The 24,930-nt window shown below is 52.2% G+C and carries 21 protein-coding genes and 2 pseudogenes; 10 read left to right on the top strand and 13 right to left on the bottom strand.

Annotation, left to right across the window (positions count from 1 at the left end; all coding sequences use genetic code 11):
• The first annotated feature begins 964 nt into the window (after positions 1–964).
• The 3 genes from ACKPCT_RS00745 (at position 965) to ACKPCT_RS00735 (ending at position 3,255) form a co-directional block, all read left to right on the top strand.
• Positions 965–1,300: a helix-turn-helix domain-containing protein gene (locus tag ACKPCT_RS00745; protein ID WP_319566908.1), complete on the top strand. Its 336-nt coding sequence runs from the start codon at positions 965–967 to the stop codon at positions 1,298–1,300.
• Positions 1,293–2,540 (top strand): type II toxin-antitoxin system HipA family toxin, encoded by a 1,248-nt coding sequence (locus tag ACKPCT_RS00740; RefSeq protein ID WP_319566907.1) that lies wholly within the window; start codon positions 1,293–1,295, stop codon positions 2,538–2,540. The genes ACKPCT_RS00745 and ACKPCT_RS00740 overlap by 8 nt, the downstream gene beginning before the upstream one ends.
• Positions 2,541–2,910: 370 nt before the next feature.
• On the top strand, positions 2,911–3,255 hold the full coding sequence (locus ACKPCT_RS00735; protein ID WP_319566906.1) for an antitoxin Xre/MbcA/ParS toxin-binding domain-containing protein: 345 nt from the start codon (positions 2,911–2,913) through the stop codon (positions 3,253–3,255).
• Positions 3,256–3,431: 176 nt separating this feature from the next.
• On the opposite strand, the gene ACKPCT_RS00730 is transcribed toward ACKPCT_RS00735, so the two are convergent.
• Genes ACKPCT_RS00730 through ACKPCT_RS00720 form a run of 3 tightly spaced genes read right to left on the bottom strand, consistent with a single transcriptional unit; the run spans position 3,432 to position 4,976 of the window.
• A complete protein-coding gene (locus ACKPCT_RS00730; RefSeq protein WP_319566905.1) occupies positions 3,432–3,911 on the bottom strand; it encodes a hypothetical protein in 480 nt (159 codons plus the stop codon).
• An 11-nt stretch (positions 3,912–3,922) separates the two neighbouring features.
• Positions 3,923–4,168, bottom strand: coding sequence for a WGR domain-containing protein (locus ACKPCT_RS00725; RefSeq protein WP_319566904.1), 246 nt, complete (start codon positions 4,166–4,168; stop codon positions 3,923–3,925).
• A complete protein-coding gene (locus ACKPCT_RS00720; protein ID WP_319566903.1) occupies positions 4,158–4,976 on the bottom strand; it encodes a WYL domain-containing protein in 819 nt (272 codons plus the stop codon). Before ACKPCT_RS00720 ends, ACKPCT_RS00725 begins: the two co-directional genes overlap by 11 nt.
• A 117-nt stretch (positions 4,977–5,093) precedes the next feature.
• Here ACKPCT_RS00720 and ACKPCT_RS00715 point away from each other — a divergent pair, with 117 nt between their 5' ends.
• Positions 5,094–6,179, top strand: coding sequence for an exonuclease SbcCD subunit D (locus ACKPCT_RS00715; protein ID WP_319566902.1), 1,086 nt, complete (start codon positions 5,094–5,096; stop codon positions 6,177–6,179).
• 2 nt (positions 6,180–6,181) lie between these two features.
• Positions 6,182–9,262, top strand: a complete 3,081-nt coding sequence (locus ACKPCT_RS00710; RefSeq protein ID WP_319566901.1) for an SMC family ATPase — start codon at positions 6,182–6,184, stop codon at positions 9,260–9,262.
• Between the two features lie 315 nt (positions 9,263–9,577).
• Here ACKPCT_RS00710 and ACKPCT_RS00705 read toward each other — a convergent pair whose 3' ends face one another.
• The 4 genes from ACKPCT_RS00705 to ACKPCT_RS00690 form a co-directional block, all read right to left on the bottom strand.
• Entirely contained in the window at positions 9,578–9,967 is a 390-nt protein-coding gene (locus ACKPCT_RS00705) for a PBECR3 domain-containing polyvalent protein (RefSeq protein ID WP_319566900.1), read from the bottom strand.
• A gap of 436 nt (positions 9,968–10,403) precedes the next feature.
• On the bottom strand, positions 10,404–10,967 hold the full coding sequence (locus tag ACKPCT_RS00700) for a recombinase family protein (RefSeq protein ID WP_319566899.1): 564 nt from the start codon (positions 10,965–10,967) through the stop codon (positions 10,404–10,406).
• A 670-nt stretch (positions 10,968–11,637) separates the two neighbouring features.
• Positions 11,638–11,802, bottom strand: a complete 165-nt coding sequence (locus ACKPCT_RS00695; protein WP_319566898.1) for a hypothetical protein — start codon at positions 11,800–11,802, stop codon at positions 11,638–11,640.
• Between the two features lie 268 nt (positions 11,803–12,070).
• Entirely contained in the window at positions 12,071–13,198 is a 1,128-nt protein-coding gene (locus ACKPCT_RS00690) for a Fic family protein (protein ID WP_319566897.1), read from the bottom strand.
• A gap of 695 nt (positions 13,199–13,893) precedes the next feature.
• Between ACKPCT_RS00690 and ACKPCT_RS00685 the strand changes: the two genes are divergently transcribed.
• The 4 genes from ACKPCT_RS00685 (at position 13,894) to ACKPCT_RS00670 (ending at position 17,022) form a co-directional block, all read left to right on the top strand.
• Positions 13,894–15,549 (top strand): carboxylesterase/lipase family protein, encoded by a 1,656-nt coding sequence (locus tag ACKPCT_RS00685; RefSeq protein WP_319566896.1) that lies wholly within the window; start codon positions 13,894–13,896, stop codon positions 15,547–15,549.
• A gap of 93 nt (positions 15,550–15,642) precedes the next feature.
• The gene (locus ACKPCT_RS00680) at positions 15,643–16,014 is read left to right on the top strand and encodes a nuclear transport factor 2 family protein (protein ID WP_319566895.1); all 372 of its coding nucleotides are present in this window, start codon (positions 15,643–15,645) and stop codon (positions 16,012–16,014) included.
• 34 nt (positions 16,015–16,048) lie between these two features.
• Positions 16,049–16,366, top strand: a complete 318-nt coding sequence (locus tag ACKPCT_RS00675) for a DUF1153 domain-containing protein (RefSeq protein WP_319566894.1) — start codon at positions 16,049–16,051, stop codon at positions 16,364–16,366.
• The gene (locus ACKPCT_RS00670; protein ID WP_319566893.1) at positions 16,363–17,022 is read left to right on the top strand and encodes a DDE-type integrase/transposase/recombinase; all 660 of its coding nucleotides are present in this window, start codon (positions 16,363–16,365) and stop codon (positions 17,020–17,022) included. Before ACKPCT_RS00675 ends, ACKPCT_RS00670 begins: the two co-directional genes overlap by 4 nt.
• 13 nt (positions 17,023–17,035) lie before the next feature.
• Here ACKPCT_RS00670 and ACKPCT_RS00665 read toward each other — a convergent pair.
• From ACKPCT_RS00665 to ACKPCT_RS00655, 3 genes and pseudogenes are all read right to left on the bottom strand, one after another.
• A pseudogene (locus tag ACKPCT_RS00665) lies at positions 17,036–18,204 on the bottom strand (IS3 family transposase).
• Positions 18,205–18,260: 56 nt separating this feature from the next.
• Entirely contained in the window at positions 18,261–18,740 is a 480-nt protein-coding gene (locus ACKPCT_RS00660; protein WP_319566892.1) for a hypothetical protein, read from the bottom strand.
• Between the two features lie 302 nt (positions 18,741–19,042).
• The gene (locus ACKPCT_RS00655) at positions 19,043–19,669 is read right to left on the bottom strand and encodes a transglutaminase-like domain-containing protein (protein WP_319566891.1); all 627 of its coding nucleotides are present in this window, start codon (positions 19,667–19,669) and stop codon (positions 19,043–19,045) included.
• Between the two features lie 184 nt (positions 19,670–19,853).
• Between ACKPCT_RS00655 and ACKPCT_RS00650 the strand changes: the two genes are divergently transcribed.
• Complete coding sequence (locus ACKPCT_RS00650; RefSeq protein WP_319566880.1) at positions 19,854–20,606, top strand: IS6 family transposase; 753 nt, start codon at positions 19,854–19,856, stop codon at positions 20,604–20,606.
• Positions 20,607–20,667: 61 nt separating this feature from the next.
• Here the strand turns inward: ACKPCT_RS00650 and ACKPCT_RS00645 are convergent.
• From ACKPCT_RS00645 to ACKPCT_RS00635, 3 genes and pseudogenes are all read right to left on the bottom strand, one after another.
• Positions 20,668–21,777 (bottom strand): annotated as a pseudogene (locus ACKPCT_RS00645) (type I restriction-modification system subunit M); the annotation flags it as partial.
• Positions 21,778–21,928: 151 nt separating this feature from the next.
• Positions 21,929–23,104 (bottom strand): hypothetical protein, encoded by a 1,176-nt coding sequence (locus tag ACKPCT_RS00640; protein ID WP_319566889.1) that lies wholly within the window; start codon positions 23,102–23,104, stop codon positions 21,929–21,931.
• 109 nt (positions 23,105–23,213) lie between these two features.
• Positions 23,214–24,893, bottom strand: a complete 1,680-nt coding sequence (locus ACKPCT_RS00635; protein ID WP_319566888.1) for a restriction endonuclease subunit S — start codon at positions 24,891–24,893, stop codon at positions 23,214–23,216.
• Positions 24,894–24,930: the final 37 nt, after the last annotated feature.

Genomic DNA, 24,930 nt, shown 5'->3' with positions numbered 1-24,930 from the left:
GCAGAACACTGTGATGAAAGTCTGGACCTGACGGTGTGTTCGTTGCAGCTATGGTCCGTGGGGCCACAATCAGGCGGGCTGCCTGTAAAGGCAACTACATTTCAACTATTCTGCTCAAACTGAGCGCAAACATCATCAAAAGGAGGTGTGCCATGTAAGTTCCAATCTTCAAGGAGACCTTATATGGCTCATTTCAAACGTAAATACCCTCGAACTTCCGCGTCAAATGGCTATTCTGCGCGTGAACTCAATCGTCGCATAAAGAGTGAAAGCTACGATTGGCTCTCCAACTATCCCCGTTGGTGGGACAAGGTGCGTCACACAGGCCCTGCTCGAGCCCACCGTCGCGACCTTGAACACAAAATACTGAGAGGGGCCGACCCTGATAATATTGCTTGGCCACTCAATCACAAACCTCACAACTATTATTGGTGAGCCTTCCTCCGCCCGGTCGCAAGATCAGGGCGGAGGCATCGGTTATTCCAAAATTCCCGTTTGATGCAGAGATTAAGTTTCTGCAGCGTTGCAGCATGTGGTTTCAACCGTTGGAGGACTTCGCGCCGCATTTGAGGGTTATTTTAAGAAGCTCCTATGTTTCCCTTGGATCGCTCGTCTCTTGTCAGATGCCCGCCGCGCAGCGAAACGGAGCTGCTATTTCACCGTAAATACCGCGATGACCCGATCTGATCGTGGCCATTTCTTTGTTCCCGATTGCCTCACGAACGATTGCACACCGAGACGGATGGTCTCTTCATTCAGATTGATGGCCGTTCCAGCGAGCCCTCAGATGTGAAAGCGACGATCGTCACTATTGTTTCAGTTCGGAGCATCTCGGTAGATATTCTTGAGGTGACGGTAAGATCTAGCCTTAGCTCCCTATTGAAGAAGACGGTTGAAAGGTTTCTTGAAGAAATGTAACCTTCGTGCTACATATTTGGATAATCTGTAAAACGAAGGTGTCAAAATGCCAACACCACACAATCCTCCTGCCGCCGTACGCCGTGCGTTGCGCAAGCTCGGGGCTGACATTCATGACGCGCGCCGACGCCGACGGCTTCCGATGGCCGTTATTGCAGAACGCGCCTTTACCTCTCGTTCTACCTTGCAAAGGGTCGAAGCTGGCGACACCAACGTCAGCATTGGTATCTATGCCAGCGTTTTGCAAGCTCTCGGGCTACTGGATGGATTGAACCAAATCGCCGACATCAGCAACGACAGAGTCGGGCAAGCTCTGGCCAGCGCCGACCTGCCGAAACACGCCCATCTCAAGCGATCAACCGGATCGTCGCGAAATGACTGATTTCGAAGTCCATATCGATCTGGATGGTCGCACGCGACAGATAGGGCTGGCGCGGAGCAATCGTGTTCGCGGGACAGAGACCATTCTTTTTGAATACGACGATGCGTGGTTGGATGATCCCGCCAGGTTTTCTCTGGAGCCCGCCCTTGCTTTGAGTCGCGGCGCTTTCGCACCACCCGCTGGTCTCGCCACTTTCGGCTCTATCGGTGATTCCGCACCTGATACATGGGGGCGCCGATTGATGCAGCGCTCAGAGCGTCGCCTTGCCGAACGAGAATGTCGAACCGTCCGAACGCTCACTGAGAGCGACTATCTCCTTGGTGTCGCCGACGAGACCCGGCTTGGCGCATTGCGATTTCGTTGGGTTGGCGATGATACGTTTCAGGCACCAATCCAGGCGGGAGTACCTGCGATCGTCGAACTTGGTCGTTTGCTTCAGATTACCGAACGGATTCTCTTGGATGAAGAAACCGACGATGACCTTCAACTCATCTTTGCCCCAGGCTCATCCTTGGGCGGTGCCCGGCCCAAGGCGTCGGTGGTCGACCAACATGGTCACCTCTCCATCGCCAAGTTTCCCAAGGAGACTGATGATTACAGCATAGAGACGTGGGAAGAGATCGCCCTGCGGTTGGCAGAAGATGCTGGCATCGTCACACCAATACATGAACTTGTCGATGTCGCGGGCAAGAAGGTGATGTTGTCGCGTCGCTTTGATCGCAATGGTACAGTCCGTATTCCCTTTTTATCGGCAATGGCCATGATGGGTGCCAAGGATGGTGAGCGCGGCAGCTATCCCGAGATCGTTGACGTTCTTGCCGAACATGGCGCTCAGGGAAAAACCGATGCGCAGGAGCTCTATCGTCGCGTTGTCTTCAATGTGATGATCTCCAATGTTGACGATCATCTACGCAACCACGGCTTTCTTTGGTCTGGAAAATCTGGCTGGTCACTCTCTCCTGCATATGACCTCAATCCGGTACCCACCGATGTCAAGGCACGGGTTCTGTCAACCAACATCGATCTCGACGAGAGCACTTGTTCGATCGATCTGTTGGAAGAGGCTTCAGAATATTTTGCTCTGACGCTGGTACAAGCTCGCACCATCATCAAGGAAGTGGCAACCGTGACCGCAACCTGGCGCGAGACAGCCAGAGATGTCGGTGCGCGTCCTGTCGAGATCAAGCGCATGGCGAGTGCTTTTGAGCATGAAGATTTGAATCGGGCGCGGGCTCTTTAATGAAGCTCTTCCTTTGAAGCTGTCGACGGCACAGTCTGAGCCTGATCGGTGACGCCATAAGAAATGCCGTTCTACCCGGGCGGCAATCGGCTATTTCAGCGAAACCGACACCGATATTCTACTCAGACCAAGGATAACAAAAGCCCTACGGGACAAGGCTGGGCACTGGCGTATCACGATAAATTCCGCTCAAAGCCAGCTACTTTCGTAGACCTGACTGCAGGTAATTGGATAACCATCTGTCGCAGGATGATTGCTTTCGGCAAACCTTTGGCGGTTCAAGAGGCTTGAATTGATCGAGAGATGATCACAGAATTGGCTTATCTCGAATGAACTTCAAAGGCCTGCTTTGCAGAGAGGCTACTCAACCATGTCCACGCACTTCGATAGCAACAATCAGATCATATCTGCACGAGCATTCGCCAAGAGACTTGGAATCACTCAGACAGAATTGGCTAAGTTGACCGGTATCGATCGACATTCGTTTTATCGGCAATCAGGTTTGCGCAAGCTGAATGAAGCAATTCGCCCATTAATGCGCATTCTCAGCTTAGCAAGCGAGATGACTGGGTCTGATCAGCGTGCCGCTCTTTGGTTTAAACATCAACCAATTCCTGGTTGGGCCGGAAAAACTGCGTTTGATTTGGTGTTGGAGCGCAACTCTGACAGAGTTCTTGCCTACTTGCTGTCGGTTCAATCAGGCGTCTATTCATAGAAAGATCTGCAGCGTTCGGGCCGACACCGAAGAACCCGCAACAGTTCGAAAAATGGATATGACAAAAGGCTTTGGTTTGCGTGAAGATTGAGAAGAAGGACGAAGGAATGTGATGGCTGAACCTCCGGTTATCTATGCCTTTGATGTCTCCCGAAGCGTGGTGTCACAATCGACCGTCAGTGCCTCTTTAGCCAGACCATGCCGTCGAAAGAGCCAAGCTTCGCTTTATCTTGAGTGTCGTAAAGACGGCGAGCGTGCGTTGTGAGCCCGGTGCTAAGCTGGGTAATTGTCCCGCTCCATCCACCGGCCTTCGGGAAGATTACGATGTGGAACCCATCCGTTTTCAGAAAGTGATTTCCACTTTTCGAAACCTTCCATTTGCGTGTCAACCAGCGCGTGCGGCGTTCGGCCAAATTCTTGCCATCAGATTCCCTCTTCAAAGCGGCCGCGTAGTCTTCCTCCATCTTGCCAGCACAAACGCAACCACATTCGAGAATGTGCGGATAGTCAGGGTGCTGCATCTGATGAACATACCGAATGTCTTGACTTTCGCACATTTCACATTGGGTGGAGGGTTCACCTAGATCCTCAAATCCGATGCAGGTCCAACCTTTTTGGGGGACACCTTGCTGCGACCATTTTCCAAACAACGACATTCCATCCCCCCCTAGATTTCTGACACAGACAGCCTGATTAAATACCCGCGCGCCAGCTTCAGTTTGACCAGATCGGAAAGAGCAGCTTCTGCATCGGTTTGAGTCGCATACCAATCGTGGCGATGCCGACCCCATGTCCCAAAGCGCCCCCACTGTCTATGGACACCGTGTTGACCGAAGAGATCTTTTATCAGCTCAACGGAATAGAACCGGTTCATGTTGAGGGAGGGATCAACACGTTGCATGTCAATTTGCATTGATCTCCTCCTCGCTCATGGGAACATAGTCGATAGAGACCCGTTCAAGACGAGGTTCCTTTTGCTCAAGACCCCATCGGCGTTCTGTATAGAACGCAAGCGCTTTTCGCGTTTTCACCTCAAGGACATCTGACGTGAACCCGAATTCAATGCGAACCACTCGTTGTTGCGCGTCGGTCAATCTTGAATGCGGCTTGAGCTTCAGGATGGCCCAGGTAAACCAATCATCATCACGCGGAACTTCTTCTGCCGGCTTGGTTTCATCGAAAGAACGATCTGCGTCTATGCGAGCGGGATGAAAATCACGGAAACCCTCACGTTCATAACACCATGCGCGCACATGCAGTCGCACTCCGTCAGAGGCAAAGCGCACAGGCGCAATCCAGCGGGTCATCGGTTCTGGATCCCGCATCGACTGATAAACGATCTTTGTTGCCTCTTTGGCTCTGAAAGCACGGTAGAGCGGTCGTAGAACACGCATGTCTTGGGTGCGCTGCAGATCAGGCAACCTATCGAATGTGGAAGATGGTTCGCCGGAGAGGAGTTGCTCAAACTCCAACGATGACGCCCTTCCGGTTAGCCGCTCAAAGCTCTCATGAGCCAAATATTGGCGTGAGGATGCGTCATACTGAAGTGTGCCTTTCGGGACTTCGGCGAGATATGTACGAAAATCTAGCGCGGCTTGTGCATTCGAAATGTCAAACCGTTTGATCAGGGAAGCGCGTGTCGCCGCACCGTCCCAGAAAAACAGTCTATCCAGGTATTCCAAGCGTGTCCGCTGGGCAAATTTTAGGTCATCGAAGGTCATAGTTCAAATCTAGCTTGACTCGCCTCTCTTGTCCATATAATTTTTACATGTGTAGAAATTGACGGTGTAACGATGAGAATCCTTCATACAGCAGATTTGCATCTGGGACGACAGTTCATGGGTTTGAGCCTCGAAGAAGATCATGAGGTCATTCTGAGCCAGATTCTAGAGACGCTCTTGAGCGAGCGAGCCGATGTTCTGGTGATTGCTGGGGACGTATTTGATCGTGCTTCGCCGCCTAATTCGTCAATCCGGCAGTTCAATCGCTTCCTCAAACGCGTAGCCGAGGAGACCAGAGCCGCGGTGGTGATGATTTCGGGAAATCACGACTCCGGTGACCGGATTGAAGCAATGTCTGTCTTCTCTACAGCGTCGAGAGTGTTGGTGCGTGGTATCGCCGACGCGGTCGAAACCCCGATTGTGCTGTGTGACGATTATGGCGAAGTCGCCTTTTCCGCGCTGCCCTTTTCTTATGAATACGCTGCGCGGGAGGTGTTTGGGGATGAGGGGATCAGCGCGCCAGCGGATGTCATCGCAGCTCAGATATCCGCGGCGAGGGGGCGGGTGCCCGAAGGGGCACGCTGGGTTGTCGTAGCTCATGCCTTTGTCGCGGGCGGTTCAGTCGGCGAGACGGAGCGCGCCCTAACTAGGGTCGGAGGCATCGAAACCGTGCCATCAGATGTTTTCGAGGGTGCGGACTATGTTGCACTGGGGCATTTGCACAAGCCGCAGGAAGTGGGCGCGCGTCATATTCGATATTCCGGAGCACCGCTCGCTTTCGGTTTCGACGAGGCGGGAAACGAAAAATCCATGGCGATTGTCGATCTAACGCCTGAAGGTGTCAAAATCCGCACCATACCGTTCCGTCCAATCCGGCAGGTGCGCTCGCTTACCGGGGCATTCTCGGATCTTTTGGAAGGGACGCCATCTAAAGATTTCATCCAGGCCATCCTGACGGATGCGAACCCTTTGGTCGATCCGATGAAGCGGTTGCGCGCCACCTATCCCAATGCGTGCCATCTGGCTTACGCCCGACAAGCGCATGTAGCGGAGACCAAAATGCAAGGAGGCGGGCGCGCAGCAGTCACGCCGATCGAGATGGTTGGCGACTTCATAATGGTTGTTCGCGGCCGGGAGCCCAATGAAGACGAAGTTGCGATCGTAGCTGACAAACTTCATGCAGCAGCATCCGGGGAGGAGTAGACATGAGACCCATTCGCCTATCACTTCAGGCCTTTGGGCCGTTCGCAACAACCGAGGTGGTCGATTTCCGCTCCGCTCTTGAGACGGGGTTGTTTGGAATCTACGGGCAGACAGGGTCCGGGAAATCAACGCTGTTTTCGGCTATTTCTTTTGCGCTTTTCGGGGCTCCAACAAAAACCGAACAAGAGCCACGTTCTCTGCGCTCAGATCACTCCGCGCCGGATTTACCTACTGAAGTCGAATTTGTCTTTGAAGTGGGCACAAAGACCTACCTGATCCGACGTCGTCCGGCGCAAGAGCGCCCGAAGGCCCGTGGGGAAGGAACAACTGAGGACGCAGCGGAAGCCTCGCTGTTCGACGTCACGGCTATCCCGGTGGATACGCTTGGCCCGACCCAGTCTGGCCGTGTGATTGCTGAGAAAAAGGTCTCGCTGGTAGGGCAGCAGGTCGAGGCCCTTTTGGGCTACGGTGCAGATCAGTTTCGGCAGATCGTGCTTTTGCCGCAAGGCAAGTTCGAGACGTTTCTGGCCGCAAAGACCGATGCGCGTGTCGAGATATTGCGAGACCTCTTCGACGTGAAGATCTATCGCGATCTCGCCGCACGATTGAAGGAAGAAGCCTCGGAGGCGGAACGGGCATTGCGCGACCAGCGCGCACTCTACGTGGCTCGCCTCGAGGAACGTGGCTTCGAGAGTGCTGAAGCGCTGGAACGCGGGATTGTTGCAGCCGAAGTCAACGTCGAAGAAAAGCGAAACATTCAGCAGGGCGCGGAGATAGCTAACGAAGCCGCCCGCAAGGCTCTGACCGAAGGCGAACAGATCGAAAAGGCCTTTTCTGCTGTCGACACGGCACGGCAGGCTTTCGATGCTTTCGAAGCGAAAAAGGATGAGGTTGATGCTCTGGCCAGACGGGTTGAGGCCGTCACGAAAGCCTTTCAGGCCCGTGATCTTGAAACGGCTTGGCATGAAGCGGAGCGGGACAGTAGAGACATGGCGAAAGCCGTGACTGAGGCGGAAGCGGTGCTCGGCGGCGCGCATTCAGCTCGGGACGAAGCGGCGCAAAAACTGGTTGAGGCCAAGGCAGGTGAGAACAGACTTCAGGCCATTCAAGCTGATCTGACACGGCTAGAAGGGATTGAGGAGCGGGTAGGGCAGGCAGCAGAGCTAAGAAAAGCATTTGACGCGTCTGTAACGGACGAGACTTCAGCGAAGAAGGTTCTGACCGATGCCGTAGAGGCACGAGAAACGCTCCGGTTTCAGCGCGACGAGACCGATATAGCGCTTGAACAGGCGCGAAAGACCGAGGCGGCGCGAGGCAAGGTGACTGGAGAATTGGCCGAGCTAAATCAGGAGCGGGTCAAGGCAGCAGCGTATGCAAAGGCGCAAAAGGATGTCGCGGATGCCAAACGAAAGGTCGAAGCGGCATCGAGTGAACTTGAGAGAAAGACTGAAGCTGCGCATGTCGCCGATTCGGCCTTGAATAAGGCCGAAGCACGACTTTCGCGGACGCAAGCGATCATTCTGGCCGAAAAGTTGATCGAAGGGGCGCCATGCCCTGTCTGTGGTTCCCACGACCACCCCGCGCGAGCCCGTGGTACGCCCGAACAATCTGGTTTAACCGAAGCGTTTCGCAACGCGCAGGTGCAGGCGAGAACCGCAGCCGAAGCCAGAGTTCGGGCGGAAAGCGAACTCGCCAATTGTCAAACGCGGCTCGACGAAAAGAAGCGGGCGCTGGAGGAACAGGAACGCCCCGAGCGCACGTTGGCGGAACTCGAAGCTGAAATCGCACGGCAGGAAGACGCTGTCGATGCACTTGGAGAAGCCGTTGATCTGGACGCGATGGCAGAACAGTTGGCCGATCTCAAGCGGAAAGTAACCGAGGCCGAAGCTACCGAAGCTAAGGCGCGCACCGCTGCAAGTAAGGCCGAGATAACTCTTACGGAAGCGCGCACCAAGCGCAATGCAGTGGTTGACACCCTGCCGGAAGGTCTGCGCACGCCCGAGGCGGTTGCCGCTCGGCGGGAGGCTTTGCAACGCGAGCAAAGCCAACTCTTCGAGGCGCTGGAAGTGGCGACGCAGGGGGATCGAGCGGCTAGCAAAGCGCTCACCCGTGCGCAAGAGCAGCTAGAAGCCGCAAAGCGGACGCGCGACGCACAGACTAAACGGGTGGAAAAGGCGCAAGGTGACTTTTATGCACGGCTTACCGAGGTCGGGCTGGATAAAGCGGGATATGATGTTTGCAAGGCGCATTTTCCGACCCTTGAGACCGACCGAAAGGCGGTTTCCGATCACCGTGAGGGCCTGATCGCGGCGCGCACGACATGGCAGGACGCAAGGGCTGCCTGTGCGGATCGCGAGCGTCCGAACTTAGGCCCTCTTAAGGAGGTGCTCCACAATGCTGCACAGGAATTGAAAGCCGCCAACGATGCGCTCTCCGCAGCGGAAACAAATGTGTCGGTACTGACCAATTTCAAGGAATCGCTGGCTCAGGCCTTGGCCAAAACCGATCAGCTTGAGTCCGAAACCGGGCCCCTTCGGGGGCTGGCGGATCTGGCCAATGGCAAGAACGATTTCAAGATGACGCTCGAGACTTTCGCGATTGGCGCCATGTTCGACCAAGTGCTCGAAGCTGCGAATATGCGGCTCGACCCTATGACACGCGGTCGCTATCGGCTAGCGCGCGGGCTCGAAACATCGGGTGGGCGCGGCAAGCGTGGGCTCGAAATAGAGGTCTTCGACATCAACACCGGCAGGGCTCGTCCGACAGCCACGTTGTCAGGTGGCGAGACCTTCATCGCTGCCCTGGCCCTCGCACTCGGGCTCGCCGATGTGGTCGAGAACCTGTCGGGCAAAATCAGGATGGATACGATTTTCATCGACGAAGGCTTCGGTAGCCTCGATACAGAGAATGGAGCGGGCACACTGGACCAAGTGATCCAGGTCCTTGCTGCGCTGACAGAAGGCAGCCGGGCTGTGGGCCTGATCTCGCACGTCGGGCTGGTGCAGGAGGCTATTCCACAAGGGTTCTACGTGCGTTCGACCCCGAGCGGCAGTCGCGTAGAAGAAAGAAAGGGGCTGGAATGACGGACCGTTGGTAGTACCTGATCCCAGCTGATGTGATCAAACCAACTTCGTCATAAATCGTCCTTTCATCAACAGTCTTGATTTTTCCAGCGTCACATGCAATATTAGGGGCACAGCTTACGAGGTGAGAACGCCCTTCTCACACACCGGCTCAAAACCGGTAAAGTAGTCAATTGATGAAGAGATGCAGGAGCGTTGTGGCTAGGGAGATGTCCCATAAGCTGCAATCTGAAAACCGGGGATCCTGCCGTAAGCAAGAATAAATCCAGAAAACCTCGTCTTCACGACGGGGTTTTTTGTTACTTATACCACCTCCTATCTTGCAATAACCAAAGTACCTTTCTGTCTGCGTTTATCAACCTTTGCCTGAGATACCGGATAAAAAGACGCCACTCTATAATTGCCTTTTTCGTCAGGTTCAGTAACCACAGCAACAAGAATACTCTGTCCATCAAATCCCTGTACAGGTCGAACCAACTCGAACTTGCCCTTATTGCGAAAATCATCCCCGATATAAGACGGATCGGAAATGACCTTTTGAAGATGGGGCAAACATTGATCATATTCATCCGGATGACTCTTTTTGACATGACGTGCAGAACCTGGCGTCAAAACCAGCATCCCGGGATCCAGCTCGGTGTCCAACGCCCTATTGATCTTGTCAATCGGCAATTCACCAATCTCGATCACCTCTTCTTTCGCCATTCCCTATCACCTGTTTTTTATCATCCAACATGGAAATTATGAGCGATATTTTTCAACCATTCTCTTCCTTAGAACGGCGCCATCTACAATAGGTCTAAAGCTATTGGCGTAACCATTCGCTCAAACGTATGGCCGTATTCTTTATGTGATTATGAACAAGCCAACGGTTCTCGCTGTCCCCTTTGATTTGCCCCCAAACGATCCTGTCGTAAAGGCCAATATACTCCCAATTCACCCATCCACTTTGACCTTGGCTGTCAACTGCCGGAAAAATTGCGGTCCGATCCATTCCTTTATACCCATCAGCCAAGCCGAGTTCCCATGGAACCCATTTGCTTTGCTGACTATTTGATGAGGCAAGGAGGGCCGCTTTAGCCTGCAGCATCAGAGATCTTGCACCAACGGCAAATGGCAGCAATCCGCCCGATTTACCAATTCACCTGACTCTGTTCAATGTCCTGTAAACGGTCGGTCGTGAGACTGCGAAGATTTCGGCCAAGTCGCTGATAGAGTGATCTCCTGTCTCATGCATCCGTTTGAGTTCATTCTGTTGTTTCGGGGATAGCTTCGGCTGTTTCCCGCGCAGCTTACCTTTGGCTTTGGCAATCGCCATGCCTTCCCTCGTTCGCATTCGGATCAAGTCTGCCTCGAATTCGGCAAAGGTGGCCAGAATATTGAAGAACATCTTGCCCATAGGGTCTGCTGGATCATAGATGGATTGTCCCAGGGCCAATTTTACACCCTTGCTTTCCAACTGGTCAGCGATTGAACGGGCATCAGGAACGGATCGCGCCAACCGATCCAGTTTTGAAACAATAAAGGTGTCGCCTTCTCGGGATGCTGCAAGGGCTCTCTCGAGGCCAGGGCGGTCCCTGTTGGTGCCGGTCAAACCATGATCCATATGAATGTTCTCTTCTTTGACACCGAGATCTATCAGAGCCGTTTTCTGGACTATCAGGTCTTGTTTGTCAGTGGAACAGCGAGCATAGCCGATTTTCATGGTGATTTGTCCGTATAAGGCGCCCTCAATGAGAATCAAATCGTACCACTCTTACGTTACAATTCAAGAGAAGAGAATTCCTCAGCCCGATGAATTTCGAAAAAATGTACGTTGAGGGATCCTCTTACGGACAGGCGAGGGATGCATGATGATTTAAATGAGGCAACCTAATTCTTCTTGACATAGTTAGGTAGCAAACAAAAAGGCTTTCACTTGCAAACTGGCCACCATTAATCCACCGGCGGTTGGGTCAAGAGATATCGCTTCGCTGCGCGCGCGGTCATAGAGGCAACGCTGCGACCTTCGTGTAGATGGCCCTGAAAGGGGATTTGGACAACCGTAGGTCAATACGGTGGACGACGTCCCCATGACAATAGGTGAGTTGAGTGCGATGGCGGGCGCGCCCATGGAACCGAGGGAAGGTTTTCTTGCCAACCCCTGATCTGGAGTTCTTGATGGAACGCTTGCTCAGAGCTTGGCTTTCATTCCGCAGTTGGTGACGACCTGGCAGGCCAATCGAGAAAATGCGCGAAAGAGTACCCCTGTTGATCGCCTCTTCAACATGGGATGTTCAATGAAACATCTCTCTCGTGTACGGCGATACTGGATTGTAACCTGCAGCCTAAATTTCTAAAGATTAGGACACGGGCAACATCTTGATATAGTTGAACTACTTCTGAAGTTGGCTTTTTCTCTGCTGGATCAGAAAGCTGGCAATTTCGAATTCGATCTTAAGCTCTTCCTTCGCCTTAACGAATGCGGGATCGGTTTCCCATTTCTTTTGAACAATTTCGAAATCGATCATTTGACGTCGTTTGCTTTCTGTATCCACCACTAGGTCTTCCCAAACAGTGTTTGCCCGTCTTCGTTGTGAATGCTGTCACTAAACGATTATTGCAGTCATCTCCGGTTGATCAGCAAGATTTCCAGCAGTTTTTTTGCGACAATGACAAATCCCTCGAATTCATGCTCAAGGCAGGATACCCTATTTTCAAGTAGCTGCATAGCCAACTACACGTCTGCACCTCTTTGTTGACAAAAACTACTTTACCAAGAACGTGCCTTGGTGTGAGTAGGGCAGTCTCGCCTCTTCAAAAGGCCGATTAGGATGAGAGTTCCTTTTGGCCAACCAACCGATAGCTGGTGCTGCGCCCACCACCTTCATTCTGAACAAAGATGTCCCACTCGAGAAGAGCCCGGATATCTCTAAGGGCGGTGTCGTTGGAGCAATCGGCAAGTTTGGCGTATTTTGAAGTGTTCATATAACCCTCCCAACGATCATCGAGCATGCGATTGATGATCTGTCGCTGCCTATCGTTGATGGGATTGCTTTTGATGTGATTCCACCGTTGCGCTTTATACAGGATGTGCCCGAGGGCTGTCTCTGCACTGCTTAGAGCGTGTCCCAGACAGTTCAGAAACCATCCCAGCCAACCGGTGATGTCCAAATCTCCGCGCTGTTGCTTTTCCAGAGATATGTAATAGTCCTTTCTTTCCCGCTCGATCTGCGTGGAAAGGCTATAAAAGCGATCAGGCAGACCATCGGCGCGAGCAAGAGCCATGTCGCATATTGCCCTAGCTATTCGACCGTTGCCATCTTCGAATGGATGGATGGTGACGAACCACAGATGGGCGATGCCTGCCTTAAGAACCGGGTCGATACTTTCTTTTCTCTCGAACCAGGACAAGAAAGACTGCATTTCCGTTTGGAGCCGTGTTGCGCCTGGAGCCTCAAAATGGACCTTCTCGTTACCTATAGGCCCCGAAATAACCTGCATGGGTCCCGCTTCAGCTGGACGCCATCCCCCAACCAATATGCGATGCATTCCACTTCGTCCGGTCGGGAACAAGGCGGCATGCCAACCAAACAGGCGTTCCTCGGTCAGAGGCATTGCATGATTGCGGGTCGCATCCAGCATCATCTCGACAACACCATCGGTATGCCGACTGACAGGAACCATGCCGCCGACGTCTATTCCAAGTCGGCTGGCAATAGAAGACCTGACTTCCATACGGTCCAGACTTTCGCCTTCGATCGCAGAAGATTTGACGATGTCGTTCGTGAGGGTTTCGAGGCTTGCTTCCTGCTGCAGATCAAATCCAAGACTTTCCATACGACCAAGTAAACGTCCTTGACGATACCGAATGTCGGCGAGGGCGAGTGAAATGGCCTCGGCATCCCAGCGAAAATTGGGCCAGTCCTGTCGTTCATGGATCCACGTATTGCTCATCTTACATCCTGCGGCGAAATTGCGGCATAATCACCGCATATTTTAATGAGAATATGCGTCCCATTCGCCGCAAGGTCAAGGATTTGTTCGTAACTGAGCGTCGAAAAGAAAAGGCATATTTAAAAGGATACCGTGTGTTTCAGAGATCCACTTCGGTTCAGTCATCGATCCCCTTTCGGATGCTGCATTTAATTGAGAATATAGTTTTTTGAGGGGCTGACAGGCTTTATAGAAAAAATCCAAGCAATCCTATAATCGCGTCGAGCATCCATCCGTGAGACTGTCACAGTTGATCAGCATGAGCGGACCAACTGTGCCGTCGTAACGATAAGAAACCACACGGTCGTTATTGCTCTCGCGTACTATTGATTAGTCCTGCTTATCACCTCATGCACATCAAAGTGCATATTACGATTGCCCTTAACGGCCTAAAATCTCTCAGCAATACATAAGTGAATCCAGTTGAACTTTCGAGGCATCAAGCCTGTTGCCGGGGCGGTGATTGATTTTCTCGCCGAACGAAAAGCAGGCATTTCGGTATGTTCGAAGCCAATGAACAAACCATCCAGTTGGTCCCTCGGAGCACTAGAACAGAAAGCCTCTCTGTACCCGCAAACACCCTTTCCAGTTTCGGGTTCAGGCAGTGGGCTTAACTGGATATGTCAAAGCAAAAAGTTTGAGAGGCTATTAACAACATGACTGATATCAGATATTCCGACCCGGGCGGTCGTGGACACGAACGGCTTAGGCCACTCCTTCATACCGTCGGAACTATTGCAGTTGCAGCTTTGGCCTGGGCAACGCTTGCTTCGTCATCCTCTGTTGCTCAGTCCGTTAGCATCGACTCAGGATTATTGCGTGGCGTTACCGAGGACGGTGTCACAAGCTTCAAGGGGATCCCCTTCGCCGCCCCGCCAGTTGGCGACCTTCGCTGGCGAGCGCCCCAACCCGTAGCACCGTGGGGTAATGAACTCGATGCGAGCAGTTTAGGCAAAGATTGTGCGCAGATACCGTTCGGCGGTAACGGGGAAACGCTGTTGCCGAATTCTTCAGAAGACTGCCTCTACCTCAATGTTTGGCGTCCCTCAGACACTGATACCGATGCGAAGCGTCCGGTGATGGTCTGGATTTACGGCGGTGCATTTCTGGTCGGTAGCGGGGCTCGTCCGAGCTATTCGGGCGTTCCCTTCGCCAAGGATGGCGTCATTCTGGTGACATTCAATTATCGCCTCGGGCGCTTGGGCTATTTTGCCTTCCCGGCCCTGACACAGGAGTCCCCGGACGAACTCAAAGGCAATTACGCCTATATGGATCAGATCGCGGCCCTCAAATGGGTACAACGGAATATTGCATCATTTGGTGGCGATCCTAACAATGTTACAATTTTCGGCGAGTCGGCGGGAGGTGTCTCCGTGCACACGATGCTTTCCTCTCCACTGGGACGTGGTCTTTTTCACAAGGCGATCATCGAATCCGGTGGCGGTCGGAATGGCATTCTGACAGGCATACCCTTTAGTGAAGACCAGCCGGGTGTCTTGTCGGCGGAAACGATTGGTGTAAATTTTGCGCATGCACACGGTATAGAAGGAACCGATGCTTCTGCTCTCGCCAAATTGCGCCAACTCGGCACACTCGAAGTTGTGAATGCAGGCCAGACGGCACCTCACAGTTCCGATACTTATTCAGGTCCAATTCTCGATGGAAAGTTGGTGGTTGAGACAGCCCAAAGCGCCTATGAAGCAGGTCGCCAGGCGCGCGTTCCGCTTATAATAGGTACCAACAGCGCCGATTCCGCTGGTATAAGTCTTGGAAGCACGAAGGAAGAGGTGTTTTCCAGTTTCGGAGAGCGCAAAGCTGACGCCATCGCGGCCTACGATCCGGACGGAGCCCTCTCCCCTGCCAAGCTCGACTCGCTAGCCAGTTCCGATCGGGGCCAAGCTGAACCGGCTCGCTTCACCGCCAGAGCCTTCGTGTCGCAAGGCAATCCTGCCTATGTGTATCGTTTTTCCTATGTTGCCACGGCATTGCGTGAAGCACTTCCAAACGGAGCGCCGCACGGATCCGAAATTCCCTATGTTTTTGACACTTTGGGAACCAGCGCCTATGGGCCACCTACCCCGCCGTCAACCGCTGAAGATCAAGCCGTTGCCGATGTGATGCATGCCTACTGGGTTAATTTCGCAAAAACAGGAAACCCGAATGGACAGGGCGTTACCAGCTGGCCAGCTTACGATCCCACTATGGATGAAATCATGGATTTTCGGCCGGATGGATCGCCGTTTGCTGGCCCCGATCCCTGGAAGGCGCGTCTGGATGTGACTGAATACGCCTCGGAACAGGTAAATCACTGAGAGGTAATGGCCACAGGAATAATTGGTCCCGTACCACACGGGCTCAATTATTCCTGCAATGATCTAGAAAACTTGCTTGGGAGAATAGACACGATGAAAGCTAACAATTCAGAGCTCGAAAGCGAGCTCCTTGCGTCCTGGACTCAATTCCGTGAAGCTTTGGTACGCGGAGACACTGATGCTCTTAGAACGCTGCTGGATGATGATTTCAAACTCGGCCATATGACTGGTTACCTGCAACCACGGCAGGAATGGTTGAAAGAGATAGAGGCGGGAGAAGCTGTATATCATTCCATTCAGGATGCAGAAGTCACTGTACATCTCAAGACAGAAAGCCGTGCGACAGTAATCGCGAGAACAAGAACTGAAGCAACTGTTGGAGGTACAAAAGGCCAATGGCAAATGAGCTTTGCGACTGAGTATATGAGAAGGCCTGGCGACTGGGTAGCTGTATTGACCCAGTGAAAATCTGCTCATGCTATAGTTAGGGAAAATAGCGATGAGTATGACAATGAACGAGAACATCAAACGCTGGACGGCGAAGCGCAAGTCCGCCTTGGTCATAGAGCTGGTCCAGGGTAAGACGACGGTGTCGGAAGCAAGCCGCGCCTATGATCTTTCCCCTTCCGAGATCGAAGGCTGGGTCGAGGATGCCAAACGCGGCATGGAAAACTCTCTTCGAGCCAATCCGCTTGATATCCGCGCCCAATATGAGAAGCAGCTGAAGGATCTTCAGGAAGCCTACGGCGAAGCCATGCTGGAGCTGCGTGCCCGAAAAAAGTTGCAGGCCCTCATGGAGCGGGAGGACGACAATTGATCCTGACACTTCATGAGGGCCTGTTGGCAGAAGGTGTGCGCGTGCCGATCGCAAAGCTCTGCGCTTGGTTTGGCGTTCCGCGCAGAACCGTCTATTACCGGCCGACCAAATCGGCGCCCAAAGTCGATCCCAGGTTTGCCGAGCCTATCAAGGAACTGATAGAGAAGGAGCCATCCTTCGGATATCGAACTGTGGCCTGGCTTCTGGGCTTCAACAAAAACACCGTTCAGCGCGTTTTCCAGATTAAAGGATGGCAGGTTCGTAAGAGGGCCATTGGAATGCGTCCCCGGATCGAGGCGGTACCGTCAGTTGCCACTGCTCCAAATGAGAGGTGGTCGACAGACTTGGCTCGCGTCTGGACCGGGAAAGACGGCTGGTCCTCGCTGGCACTGGTCATCGATTGCCATACCCGCGAACTCCTCGGTTGGCATCTGTCACGAACAGGCAAGGCGTCGACCGCCACGGCAGCTCTTGAACATGCCTTGATCTCAAGGTTTGGAACGCTTGGGCGGGTCGATCGGGAGTTCCTTCTTCGCTCGGACAATGGCCTGGTTTTTACCAGTCGGCACTTCACCGCGATGGTTAGGAGCTACGGGCTCAAACAGGAGTTCATCACGCCCCATTGCCCGCAGCATGAATTGCCCCTAGAATTGTAGACACCTTGGGGCTTCAAACTTTCTGTCGCTCGTATTCGACAGGCGAGAGCATTCCGTTTGTAGCGTGTTTGCGTTTTGGATTGTAGAACATTTCGATGTAGTCGAAGATATCTTGCCTCGCATCAGCTCTTGTTTTGTATACTCGACGCCGGATGCGTTCTCTCTTGAGAAGGTTGAAAAAGCTTTCAGCAACAGCATTGTCATGGCAATTGCCACGCCTGCTCATGCTGTGCTCAAGATTGTGCTGGCGCAGGAATGCGGCCCAATCAATACTTGTGAATTGTGAGCCTTGGTCCGAATGGATCAGAACCTTCTGTTTGGGTTTGCGGCGCCAGATCGCCATCAGCAGAGCTCTCAGCACAACATCCGTCGTCTGGCGTTGCTGTAAAGACCAACCGACAACCATTCTGGAAAACAGATCTATCACGACTGCCAGATAGGCAAAGCCCTCCTGGGTTTTGATATAGGTAATGTCTGTCACCCAGGTGATGTTGGGAGCATCGGTTTCAAATTGCCTGTTCAAGCGGTTGTCGACCACGAGAGACGGTTTGCCGCCATATTTGCCATGCTTCCGTTTATAGCCAATTTGAGCTCGGATCCCGGCCAAGTTGGCTAGCCGGGCAACGCGATTGGGGCAGCTGCTCTCGCCCATATCCAGAAGATCATCATGGATCTTGCGATAGCCATAGACTTTACCACTATCATCCCAGACTTGTCGTATCAGATCCGTTTGCCTCTGGTCTTCAAGTGCTCTGTTGCTCAAGGGCTGCTTCAGCCAAGAATAGAAACCACTGGGATGAGTGGACAAGCACCGGCACATGGCACGAATAGAAAACTCCGGCCGATGCTGAGCAATGAAGGCGTACTTCATTCATTGACCGGCAGGTGATGCTTGCATCGCCGAGAGGTTGGCATCCTTTGCGAAGTACGCCGTTGCTTTTTTAAGATGTCACGCTCCTCGGTAACCCGAGCCAGTTCCTGCTTAAGGCGTCTAATCTCGGCAGCTTGTGCATCGGTCGCCTTGATCTCTGAGTTGGGTTTGCCATATCGCTTCTTCCACGCATAAAGCGAATGGGTACTGACACCGAGCCGCTCCGACACCTCTGCAACTGAGTAGCCGCGTTCGGTGATCTGCTTGACTGCTTCAATCTTAAACTCTTCAGTGAATTGGGTATGGGCCATCGTAGTCTCCTTGCCTCATTTTTAGGGGACAAGGTGTCTACAATTCTAGGGGCAATTCACCGTGTTCCATCATCATTCGCGCCATTAATCTGGTTATTTTGGTGCGCGTCTCCTGCGGCAGCGTTTGCCAGTGCGGCGTCTGAGGGTGGTACGGTCCCTCCAATGGACTGAATAGATTTAACTGTTGCTCGGGGCTTGGTTGAAATCGACGCATGATCACCTCCCTGATTCTGATCACCAGACATAAAGTCTGCGCTCAAACCATGGGCACTCGAAGACAAATCGAGTTCACTGGCCTTGGCAATCTGGGCAAGAAGAAATTGTAGCGCTGATAAACCAGACACATCGACACGTGGGTAATGGCATACTTGAACCGACAAACAAGTCTGCCGATCGAACATCCAAAGGGGAATCTCGAGTGCGATATTGGACGTATCACCGACCTGGTGACATCGAGCAATTTGAATACCCGCCTTGTTTACGATCTTTTCGATCAGGACTTCTTGCCCGGACCAGGCATGAAATTCATAAAGCACGCGCCGTTGTGTGCTCTTATGGGTTTTGTTAAACCCGGTTGTATAACGCGGAGCGCCCCCATTCCACCCGCGGCGTCCTGACCCCGAATGAGGTCTATGACACGACGAATGGAACAATAAAACTGGCAGCCTGAACCCAAAATCAGATCCACCTTGTTCAGGATGAAACATGGTCGAAAAAGCAGGACCACCTCTGCCATCGATCAGTCTGAAGCAGATGCTCTACTTTTTGCAACAGAGTCGAACCAGTTCAGAAGGGGGAGCCTCCCGAACAAATTGAACCGAATTGCTGATCATTATCATCATTCTTTCTCGACTGTAACTTGCACTGACATATCGATTAAGTCACTGCATGTTCCATGAAAATTGCCCGTTACCGGAGTAATTTGCCGGATATCGCGCCCTACCGCAACGGGAATAAGATTACTCGATCCAACGGTTCTGTTTGTCGGGTCAAATGGAATCCAGCCAGCTCCAGGAACATAGATCTCGACCCACGCATGAGTTGCCCCAGCATCAAGCGATCCAATGTAGATCTCGTCAGGATTGTATAGATAGCCTGAAACGATACGTGCTCCAAAGCCGAGTGTTCTAGCGGCTTCCAAAAATAGAACTGCAAAGTCACGGCATGAACCTGATGCCTTGTTTAAGGTTTCGGTTGGGTCCTGTGTTCCTTCTGCCTCACGGGACTTGTAAGAAATTTGGGAGAATATCCCGTTTGAAATATCCTTGAGTAATGCAAGGGTGTCTGTAGGCCGTTGCATTATGAAGCCCTCAATCCAGTTTTCTAACAGGCTTTTCGGGTCTGCATACTGGGGATGAAGAAGAGCTCCAAGATCAGCCCAATCGTCGTCGGAGTATAGAAATGGATATCTGGAGGCCGTTGGTGCAATATCGAAAACAGGCCACGTTGCGGCTGTGAGTTCCACAATAGAGCAACTCGTAATCGAGAGATAGTCAGTGGGAGAAGAAAATTCGGCGATTGCAATGGAGTTTCCAGCAACATCATGCGACCAGTTTATTTTTGCTGGCCCTGTCGCAAACTTTTGTCGTTAACCAGGATTTGAGATTTGTGCGGTGAGAAGGTGCTCCGATTTATTGAAGGAGCGTCGTATGATTCTCAATGCCATTGCCGAAAAGCTGAAACGAAAATCGAAAGATGACTTCAAAGGCAGACAATTTGAGGCGTGGCTGATCATTCAGGCGGTATCTTGGTATCTGCGTTACCCGTTGAGCTATCGGGATCTCGAAGAAATGTTCCTTGAGCGCGGCTTTGAAGTTGACCATAGCACAATCAACCGATGGGTTCTGACCTACGCTCCCTTGATCGAGAAACGGTTGCGTCGGTTTCGCAAACCCCATTGCGGGTCTATTCGGGTGGATGAAACTTACATCAAGGTGCGGGGGAAGTGGAAATATCTGTACCGAGCCATAGATAAGCACGGCAATCCCGTGGATTTTCTGCTCACCGCCAATAGAGATCTTGATGCAGCAAAGCGTTTCTTCAACAAAATGCTCAAGGATGAGCCGCTCCTGTCGCCGGGCAAGATCGGCACTGACGGTGCCAACACATTCCCGTCAACGATCAAACAATCGGTCGACAAAGGCCACCTGCGGCCGGACCCTGTCCATTATGTTACCAAGCATCTACAGCAGCGTATTGAGAGTGATCATTTCAGGGTAAAGAAAAATATGCCCAGGATTGGTGGTTTCCGATCCTTCCATACTGCGAGACGAACCATCGCTGGTTTCGAAGCCATGCTGTGGCTTAAGAAGGGCTTCGACTTCGCGGAGACATGGACCGTTCGCGAACAGAATGATCTCATTGCTCTCCTCTTCGGACTTCAAAAAGTTAACGAAGCATGAAAATGACGCTGATCACAGCACAAACAGGGCCTGCTTAAAACTTTGCGACGCGCCCGGTCGGCTTCATCTTGTTGACCATTTCCATCAGGAACAGCAACTGGCCATCCGATGTGCGCGGCGTGGCGTCAAGATCCTCTTCCTTGCCCCAATAGTCTCTGAGCTTGACGACAAAGCGCGGGTCAATGACATCCTTGCCATCCTTGATATATTTCACCTCACTATTCCAGCTCTTGCCATAGGGCGGATTGGAAAGCATGAAGTCAAAGCGGGTGGAAGAGAATTCGTCCGTCGAGAGGGTCGAGCCGACGCGGATGTTTTCAGGGTTGTTGCCCTTGATCATCATGTCCGATTTGCAAATCGCATAAGTCTCGTCGTTGATCTCCTTGCCGAAGAGATAGACATCGCCCTCGGCACAGATCTGACCGTTCGGGTCGGTGATATAATTCTGCGCCTCGGTCAACATGCCACCTGAGCCGCAGGCCGGGTCATAGATCGAGATGACGCCCGGAAGCTTGTCCTTGACCGGGTCGAAAACGAGGTGGGTCATGAGGTGGATCACCTCACGCGGTGTGAAATGCTCCCCGGCTTCCTCGTTATTCTCTTCGTTGAACTTGCGGATCAGCTCTTCAAAGACATAACCCATGCCGAGGTTCGACAGGCCCGGCAGAAGATTGCCATCTGGGTCTTCGACGTCATTCGGGGTGAGGTTGATGTTCGGCGAGACGAATTTCTCGATGACATCCAGCAAGACCTGCTTTTCTGCCATATGCCGCATTTGGGCGAGCAGATTGAAGCGGGCAATGATCTCTTTCACATTGTCGCTGAAGCCGCTGAGATAATCCTCGATATTGGCCAGAAGGATCTGCTGGTTGTTGGTCGCCGTGCCGTGGATCTTCTTCAAGGTCCATTGGCTGGTATTAAAGAAAACATAACCGGAAGCGGCCTTCAGCGGCTCGTCATCCAGCTCGGTCTCTCCCATGTCTTCCTTCTGATACCGCACCTCTTCCAGCACCGCTTCCTTGGTGGGTTCCAACAGCGTATCAAGGCGGCGCAAGACGACCATCGGCAGGATGACATCGCGATATTTGCCGCGCACATAGACATCGCGCAGGCAGTCGTCGGCAATGCGCCAGATGAAAGAAACCAGATTGTTATGGGAGGCTTGATTCATTTTGTTCTTCGATTCAATAGGCGAGTATTATTGTTTGAGTTGCAGAGACGGTATCGCTACAGCTTTGGATCTGCAAGGTGATGCGGGCTTCGAACAACAGAGTTTCACGAAGCGAGATTGTCTATTTGGCGTCTTGTAGGTGTTGTTTTCCTCATTTTGTTCGCTCAATCAAAATATCGAACAACAATGTCATCTGAGAAATATCCGGGCTCTTGGAAATTTGGAACATGGAGCTGTCTAATACCTTCTGCAGAAACTCTACAGGAACCTGAAGGCAGGTTGACATCTCCGCCATCTTCAAATGATCCGACAGTGATTTGATTATCAGGATTCCTGAAGGCGTGAGTTTCTGATCGCGTATGTTATTAAGGTCTTGTTCCAACTCTTCCCTGGTCTTTCCCAACGCCAGTTCCGGTTCCCCATTGTCCTTCTCAACAAATTTCACCTTTGTCGGGATAGTGGTAAATCCGTCCTCTGCAAAACGAAGATCGATCCTGACCCGCCCATGAAGAAGGTTGTCTTTCTCCTGCTTCAACCGGGCGACATTCCGGCCTTTGGCCAGCGCCATCTCGATCTTCCTATCGATCTCTCGGACCTGGCGAACAAGGGCAATGCGTGAATTATCATTGGCATTCCCTTTCTTTTTCCGATTTTTCAGGCGGGACGCTTCCTCCCTCTGGTGATGGCTTTTCTTTGCACTCTCAGCAAGTCTGCCCAGTTCTTGAGCGAAGGTTTCGTGATGCATCACGAATTCCTTTGCAGTTTTCACATCACCGGGAATTTCATCCTTTACTTTGCCTTCGGGCATAGGCCAGTCATCCCCGATAAAATGGGCCAAGGCACACCGTTTCACAAAATTGCGAAGAGATGCTTTAGCCCCCTTTCTAAGGCTGTTCTTTTCAGGAAATTCGCTTACTCTAGCCCGATTTCTTGCTGTATTCCTCGCCTTGAGGCGCTCTAATTCTTTGACAAATATCTTGTTGTTGCAAACGAAGCTCTCTATCTGTCCCGGATCATCAGGGAACAAGCTTCGATACTTATTTTTCACCTCGGGCATATTCCGACTGGCATTGTAACAGGCAGCGCAATTTTTCATGTAATTCCGGAAATAGGCTTCCTTGTCTTTTTTGCGCTTTTTCTGCAAATCTTTCATTTCCAAGGCGCGTTTATTTGCTTCCGTATTTTTTTTGCGTCTTGGCTTCTTGATCTTATTGGCCTTCTTGGCCTTTGGATTGATCTTGCCATGTGGTGCTTCCCCCCAATAAGTCCCGGAAAATCCGAGCGAGATGATTGTACTCCCCCCGATGTAGCTCCCTCGTCCACTCATGCTATTTTCTCCTACCCATGACGCCTTAGGCATTTCTCCCACCACCCCGGACGTGAACATTCAGAGAGGAACCACAATTCTTTTCCTCCCCCAATTTTCTGGAATGCCTTTATTCCTCGAGGGATAAATCCATGTGGGGCCAATTGGCCATCCTGTCGCTCCGGAGCTCCCGTTCCATGGCCTTCAATTTCTCGACACGCTTTTGCACGGCATCAAACGCCTCCTTGATCTCTCTCTGCTCATCCATTGCCGGGACAGGGATCTCAATGGCCTTTATGTCCTTGATATTCAGCATCTGGACCGCAGCACCGCTCGCCATGGATCGAATATGTTCAACAACCATTCTATTCGAGAGAAATTCATACAAAACTTCAGACAACAATCGGTCTTCGGCAGGACGCAATACGATGAATGACTGACTTGCGATGCAAATATCACTTTCGTTACCAATATCATCGAGCACAATACCGACCACCCCGATGGTACCCTTGACTGAAAACAGCACGTCACCAGTCATCAATTGCTGGTTCTTTGCTTTACGGAGACCGGCCTGATCGGTTCGTGACACCTTGCTCGCCTTCTGGACGCGGCCAAATTCAGGTACATCCCCTGGCAACACCTCATGGACGACAAATTCTCCGTCCTCGTTGCGAGGGATTGCCAGGGGACGGACGATCTTGCAGATCTCGTCCAGGGTCTTCGTCCCGTATCCTTCCAGAAATTTGCTGACCTTGCTGCCAGCACCCGTTGTTAGGTAGCGCTGGACCATCAGGTTGTTCCCCTGCTTATGAATCTCAGCAACCGATACATCCACGGTAATATCGCCATCTGCCTCGTTGGCATCAATGACATCAATCCACGGGATATCAACCTTGGCTTCGGTCCTGCCACGTCCAGAGCTCTCACTGAAGTTCCTGTGAGCCAGATCTACGAAACGAACCTTGTCATGATAGACACCCAATGGATCGAGCGTTATCACGGCGCAATTGATACCCATATTGGAATAGACCATACCGGAAGGCGCGGAAAAGACTGACGCCAAACGTCCGGACTCCACCAATTCTGCCCTCGCAAGGTTTTCCACCCCTACCGCTCGGGAAAGGGCACCTCCGGTGACAACCAACACACATTTCGACCGTTTTGTGTTCACTAACAGATCGACAATCGCAACAGTCTCGGAATTGACCCTCGGCGGGCGGGACGAATGACCAAACCAATCCCCGACAGATCGAGAGAACTCGTCTTGCCTCTGAAATATCATTCCAAGCGGGGGAACGCACAATTCGCAATCGAATTCACCTTCATCTTTCCGTTGAAAAGGATCCCCCAGGATTACTTCCACGTTGAGTCCCATCATCGCCGATGTGATTTTCGCGATTTCGCAGACCCGCCTGTCATGATCGATGAACCTGATCTGTGACGGCTTATTGTCCCCAATCCCGAGGCACAACATAGAGTGAAGAGAGGATACGAACGAACACCGTACCGATCCCGTCTCCCGCACAAGACCTGCAATTTGTTTCGCCGCTCCGTCCTTGAGCCACAGTATCGCACCGGGACGCATGCCCTCATATTGCAACATGTCACTGATTGCTTCCAGTCGATCCTCCAGTGGCAAGTCCAGGATGAGGCTGACCGTCGCAAGCATCAAAGAGTCGTCCTTGTGCTTCTCCCATTCCCCGTCCAATTCCCCAGAAAGGGCTTCCTCGACATCCAATCGTTTTGCACATTCCCTCAGAATGATACCAGCGATGTCCGTTGACCGGATGTCCCCGCGAAGGGTGCTCATGGTTTTCCTGTATGCCTTCATAGTCGTCCCATGACCT

This window comes from Cohaesibacter marisflavi (genome assembly GCF_963665895.2).
Taxonomy (GTDB): Bacteria; Pseudomonadota; Alphaproteobacteria; order Rhizobiales; family Cohaesibacteraceae; genus Cohaesibacter; species Cohaesibacter marisflavi.
Note: the sequence above shows the minus strand (reverse complement) of the source record. Positions and strands in the feature narration are given on the sequence as shown.

Excerpts from the sequence above, each read along its gene's own strand:
- ACKPCT_RS00725 (WP_319566904.1), bottom strand. The coding sequence starts at position 4,168 with ATGCAAATTGACATGCAACGTGTTGATCCCTCCCTCAACATGAACCGG.
- ACKPCT_RS00705 (WP_319566900.1), bottom strand. The coding sequence starts at position 9,967 with ATGGCGAAAGAAGAGGTGATCGAGATTGGTGAATTGCCGATTGACAAG.
- ACKPCT_RS00720 (WP_319566903.1), bottom strand. The coding sequence starts at position 4,976 with ATGACCTTCGATGACCTAAAATTTGCCCAGCGGACACGCTTGGAATAC.
- ACKPCT_RS00740 (WP_319566907.1), top strand. The coding sequence starts at position 1,293 with ATGACTGATTTCGAAGTCCATATCGATCTGGATGGTCGCACGCGACAG.
- ACKPCT_RS00735 (WP_319566906.1), top strand. The coding sequence starts at position 2,911 with ATGTCCACGCACTTCGATAGCAACAATCAGATCATATCTGCACGAGCA.
- ACKPCT_RS00745 (WP_319566908.1), top strand. The coding sequence starts at position 965 with ATGCCAACACCACACAATCCTCCTGCCGCCGTACGCCGTGCGTTGCGC.
- ACKPCT_RS00680 (WP_319566895.1), top strand. The coding sequence starts at position 15,643 with ATGAAAGCTAACAATTCAGAGCTCGAAAGCGAGCTCCTTGCGTCCTGG.
- ACKPCT_RS00640 (WP_319566889.1), bottom strand. The coding sequence starts at position 23,104 with ATGAGTGGACGAGGGAGCTACATCGGGGGGAGTACAATCATCTCGCTC.
- ACKPCT_RS00710 (WP_319566901.1), top strand. The coding sequence starts at position 6,182 with ATGAGACCCATTCGCCTATCACTTCAGGCCTTTGGGCCGTTCGCAACA.
- ACKPCT_RS00635 (WP_319566888.1), bottom strand. The coding sequence starts at position 24,893 with ATGAGCACCCTTCGCGGGGACATCCGGTCAACGGACATCGCTGGTATC.
- ACKPCT_RS00650 (WP_319566880.1), top strand. The coding sequence starts at position 19,854 with ATGATTCTCAATGCCATTGCCGAAAAGCTGAAACGAAAATCGAAAGAT.
- ACKPCT_RS00730 (WP_319566905.1), bottom strand. The coding sequence starts at position 3,911 with ATGTCGTTGTTTGGAAAATGGTCGCAGCAAGGTGTCCCCCAAAAAGGT.
- ACKPCT_RS00715 (WP_319566902.1), top strand. The coding sequence starts at position 5,094 with ATGGGTTTGAGCCTCGAAGAAGATCATGAGGTCATTCTGAGCCAGATT.
- ACKPCT_RS00685 (WP_319566896.1), top strand. The coding sequence starts at position 13,894 with ATGACTGATATCAGATATTCCGACCCGGGCGGTCGTGGACACGAACGG.
- ACKPCT_RS00700 (WP_319566899.1), bottom strand. The coding sequence starts at position 10,967 with ATGAAAATCGGCTATGCTCGCTGTTCCACTGACAAACAAGACCTGATA.
- ACKPCT_RS00675 (WP_319566894.1), top strand. The coding sequence starts at position 16,049 with ATGAGTATGACAATGAACGAGAACATCAAACGCTGGACGGCGAAGCGC.
- ACKPCT_RS00690 (WP_319566897.1), bottom strand. The coding sequence starts at position 13,198 with ATGAGCAATACGTGGATCCATGAACGACAGGACTGGCCCAATTTTCGC.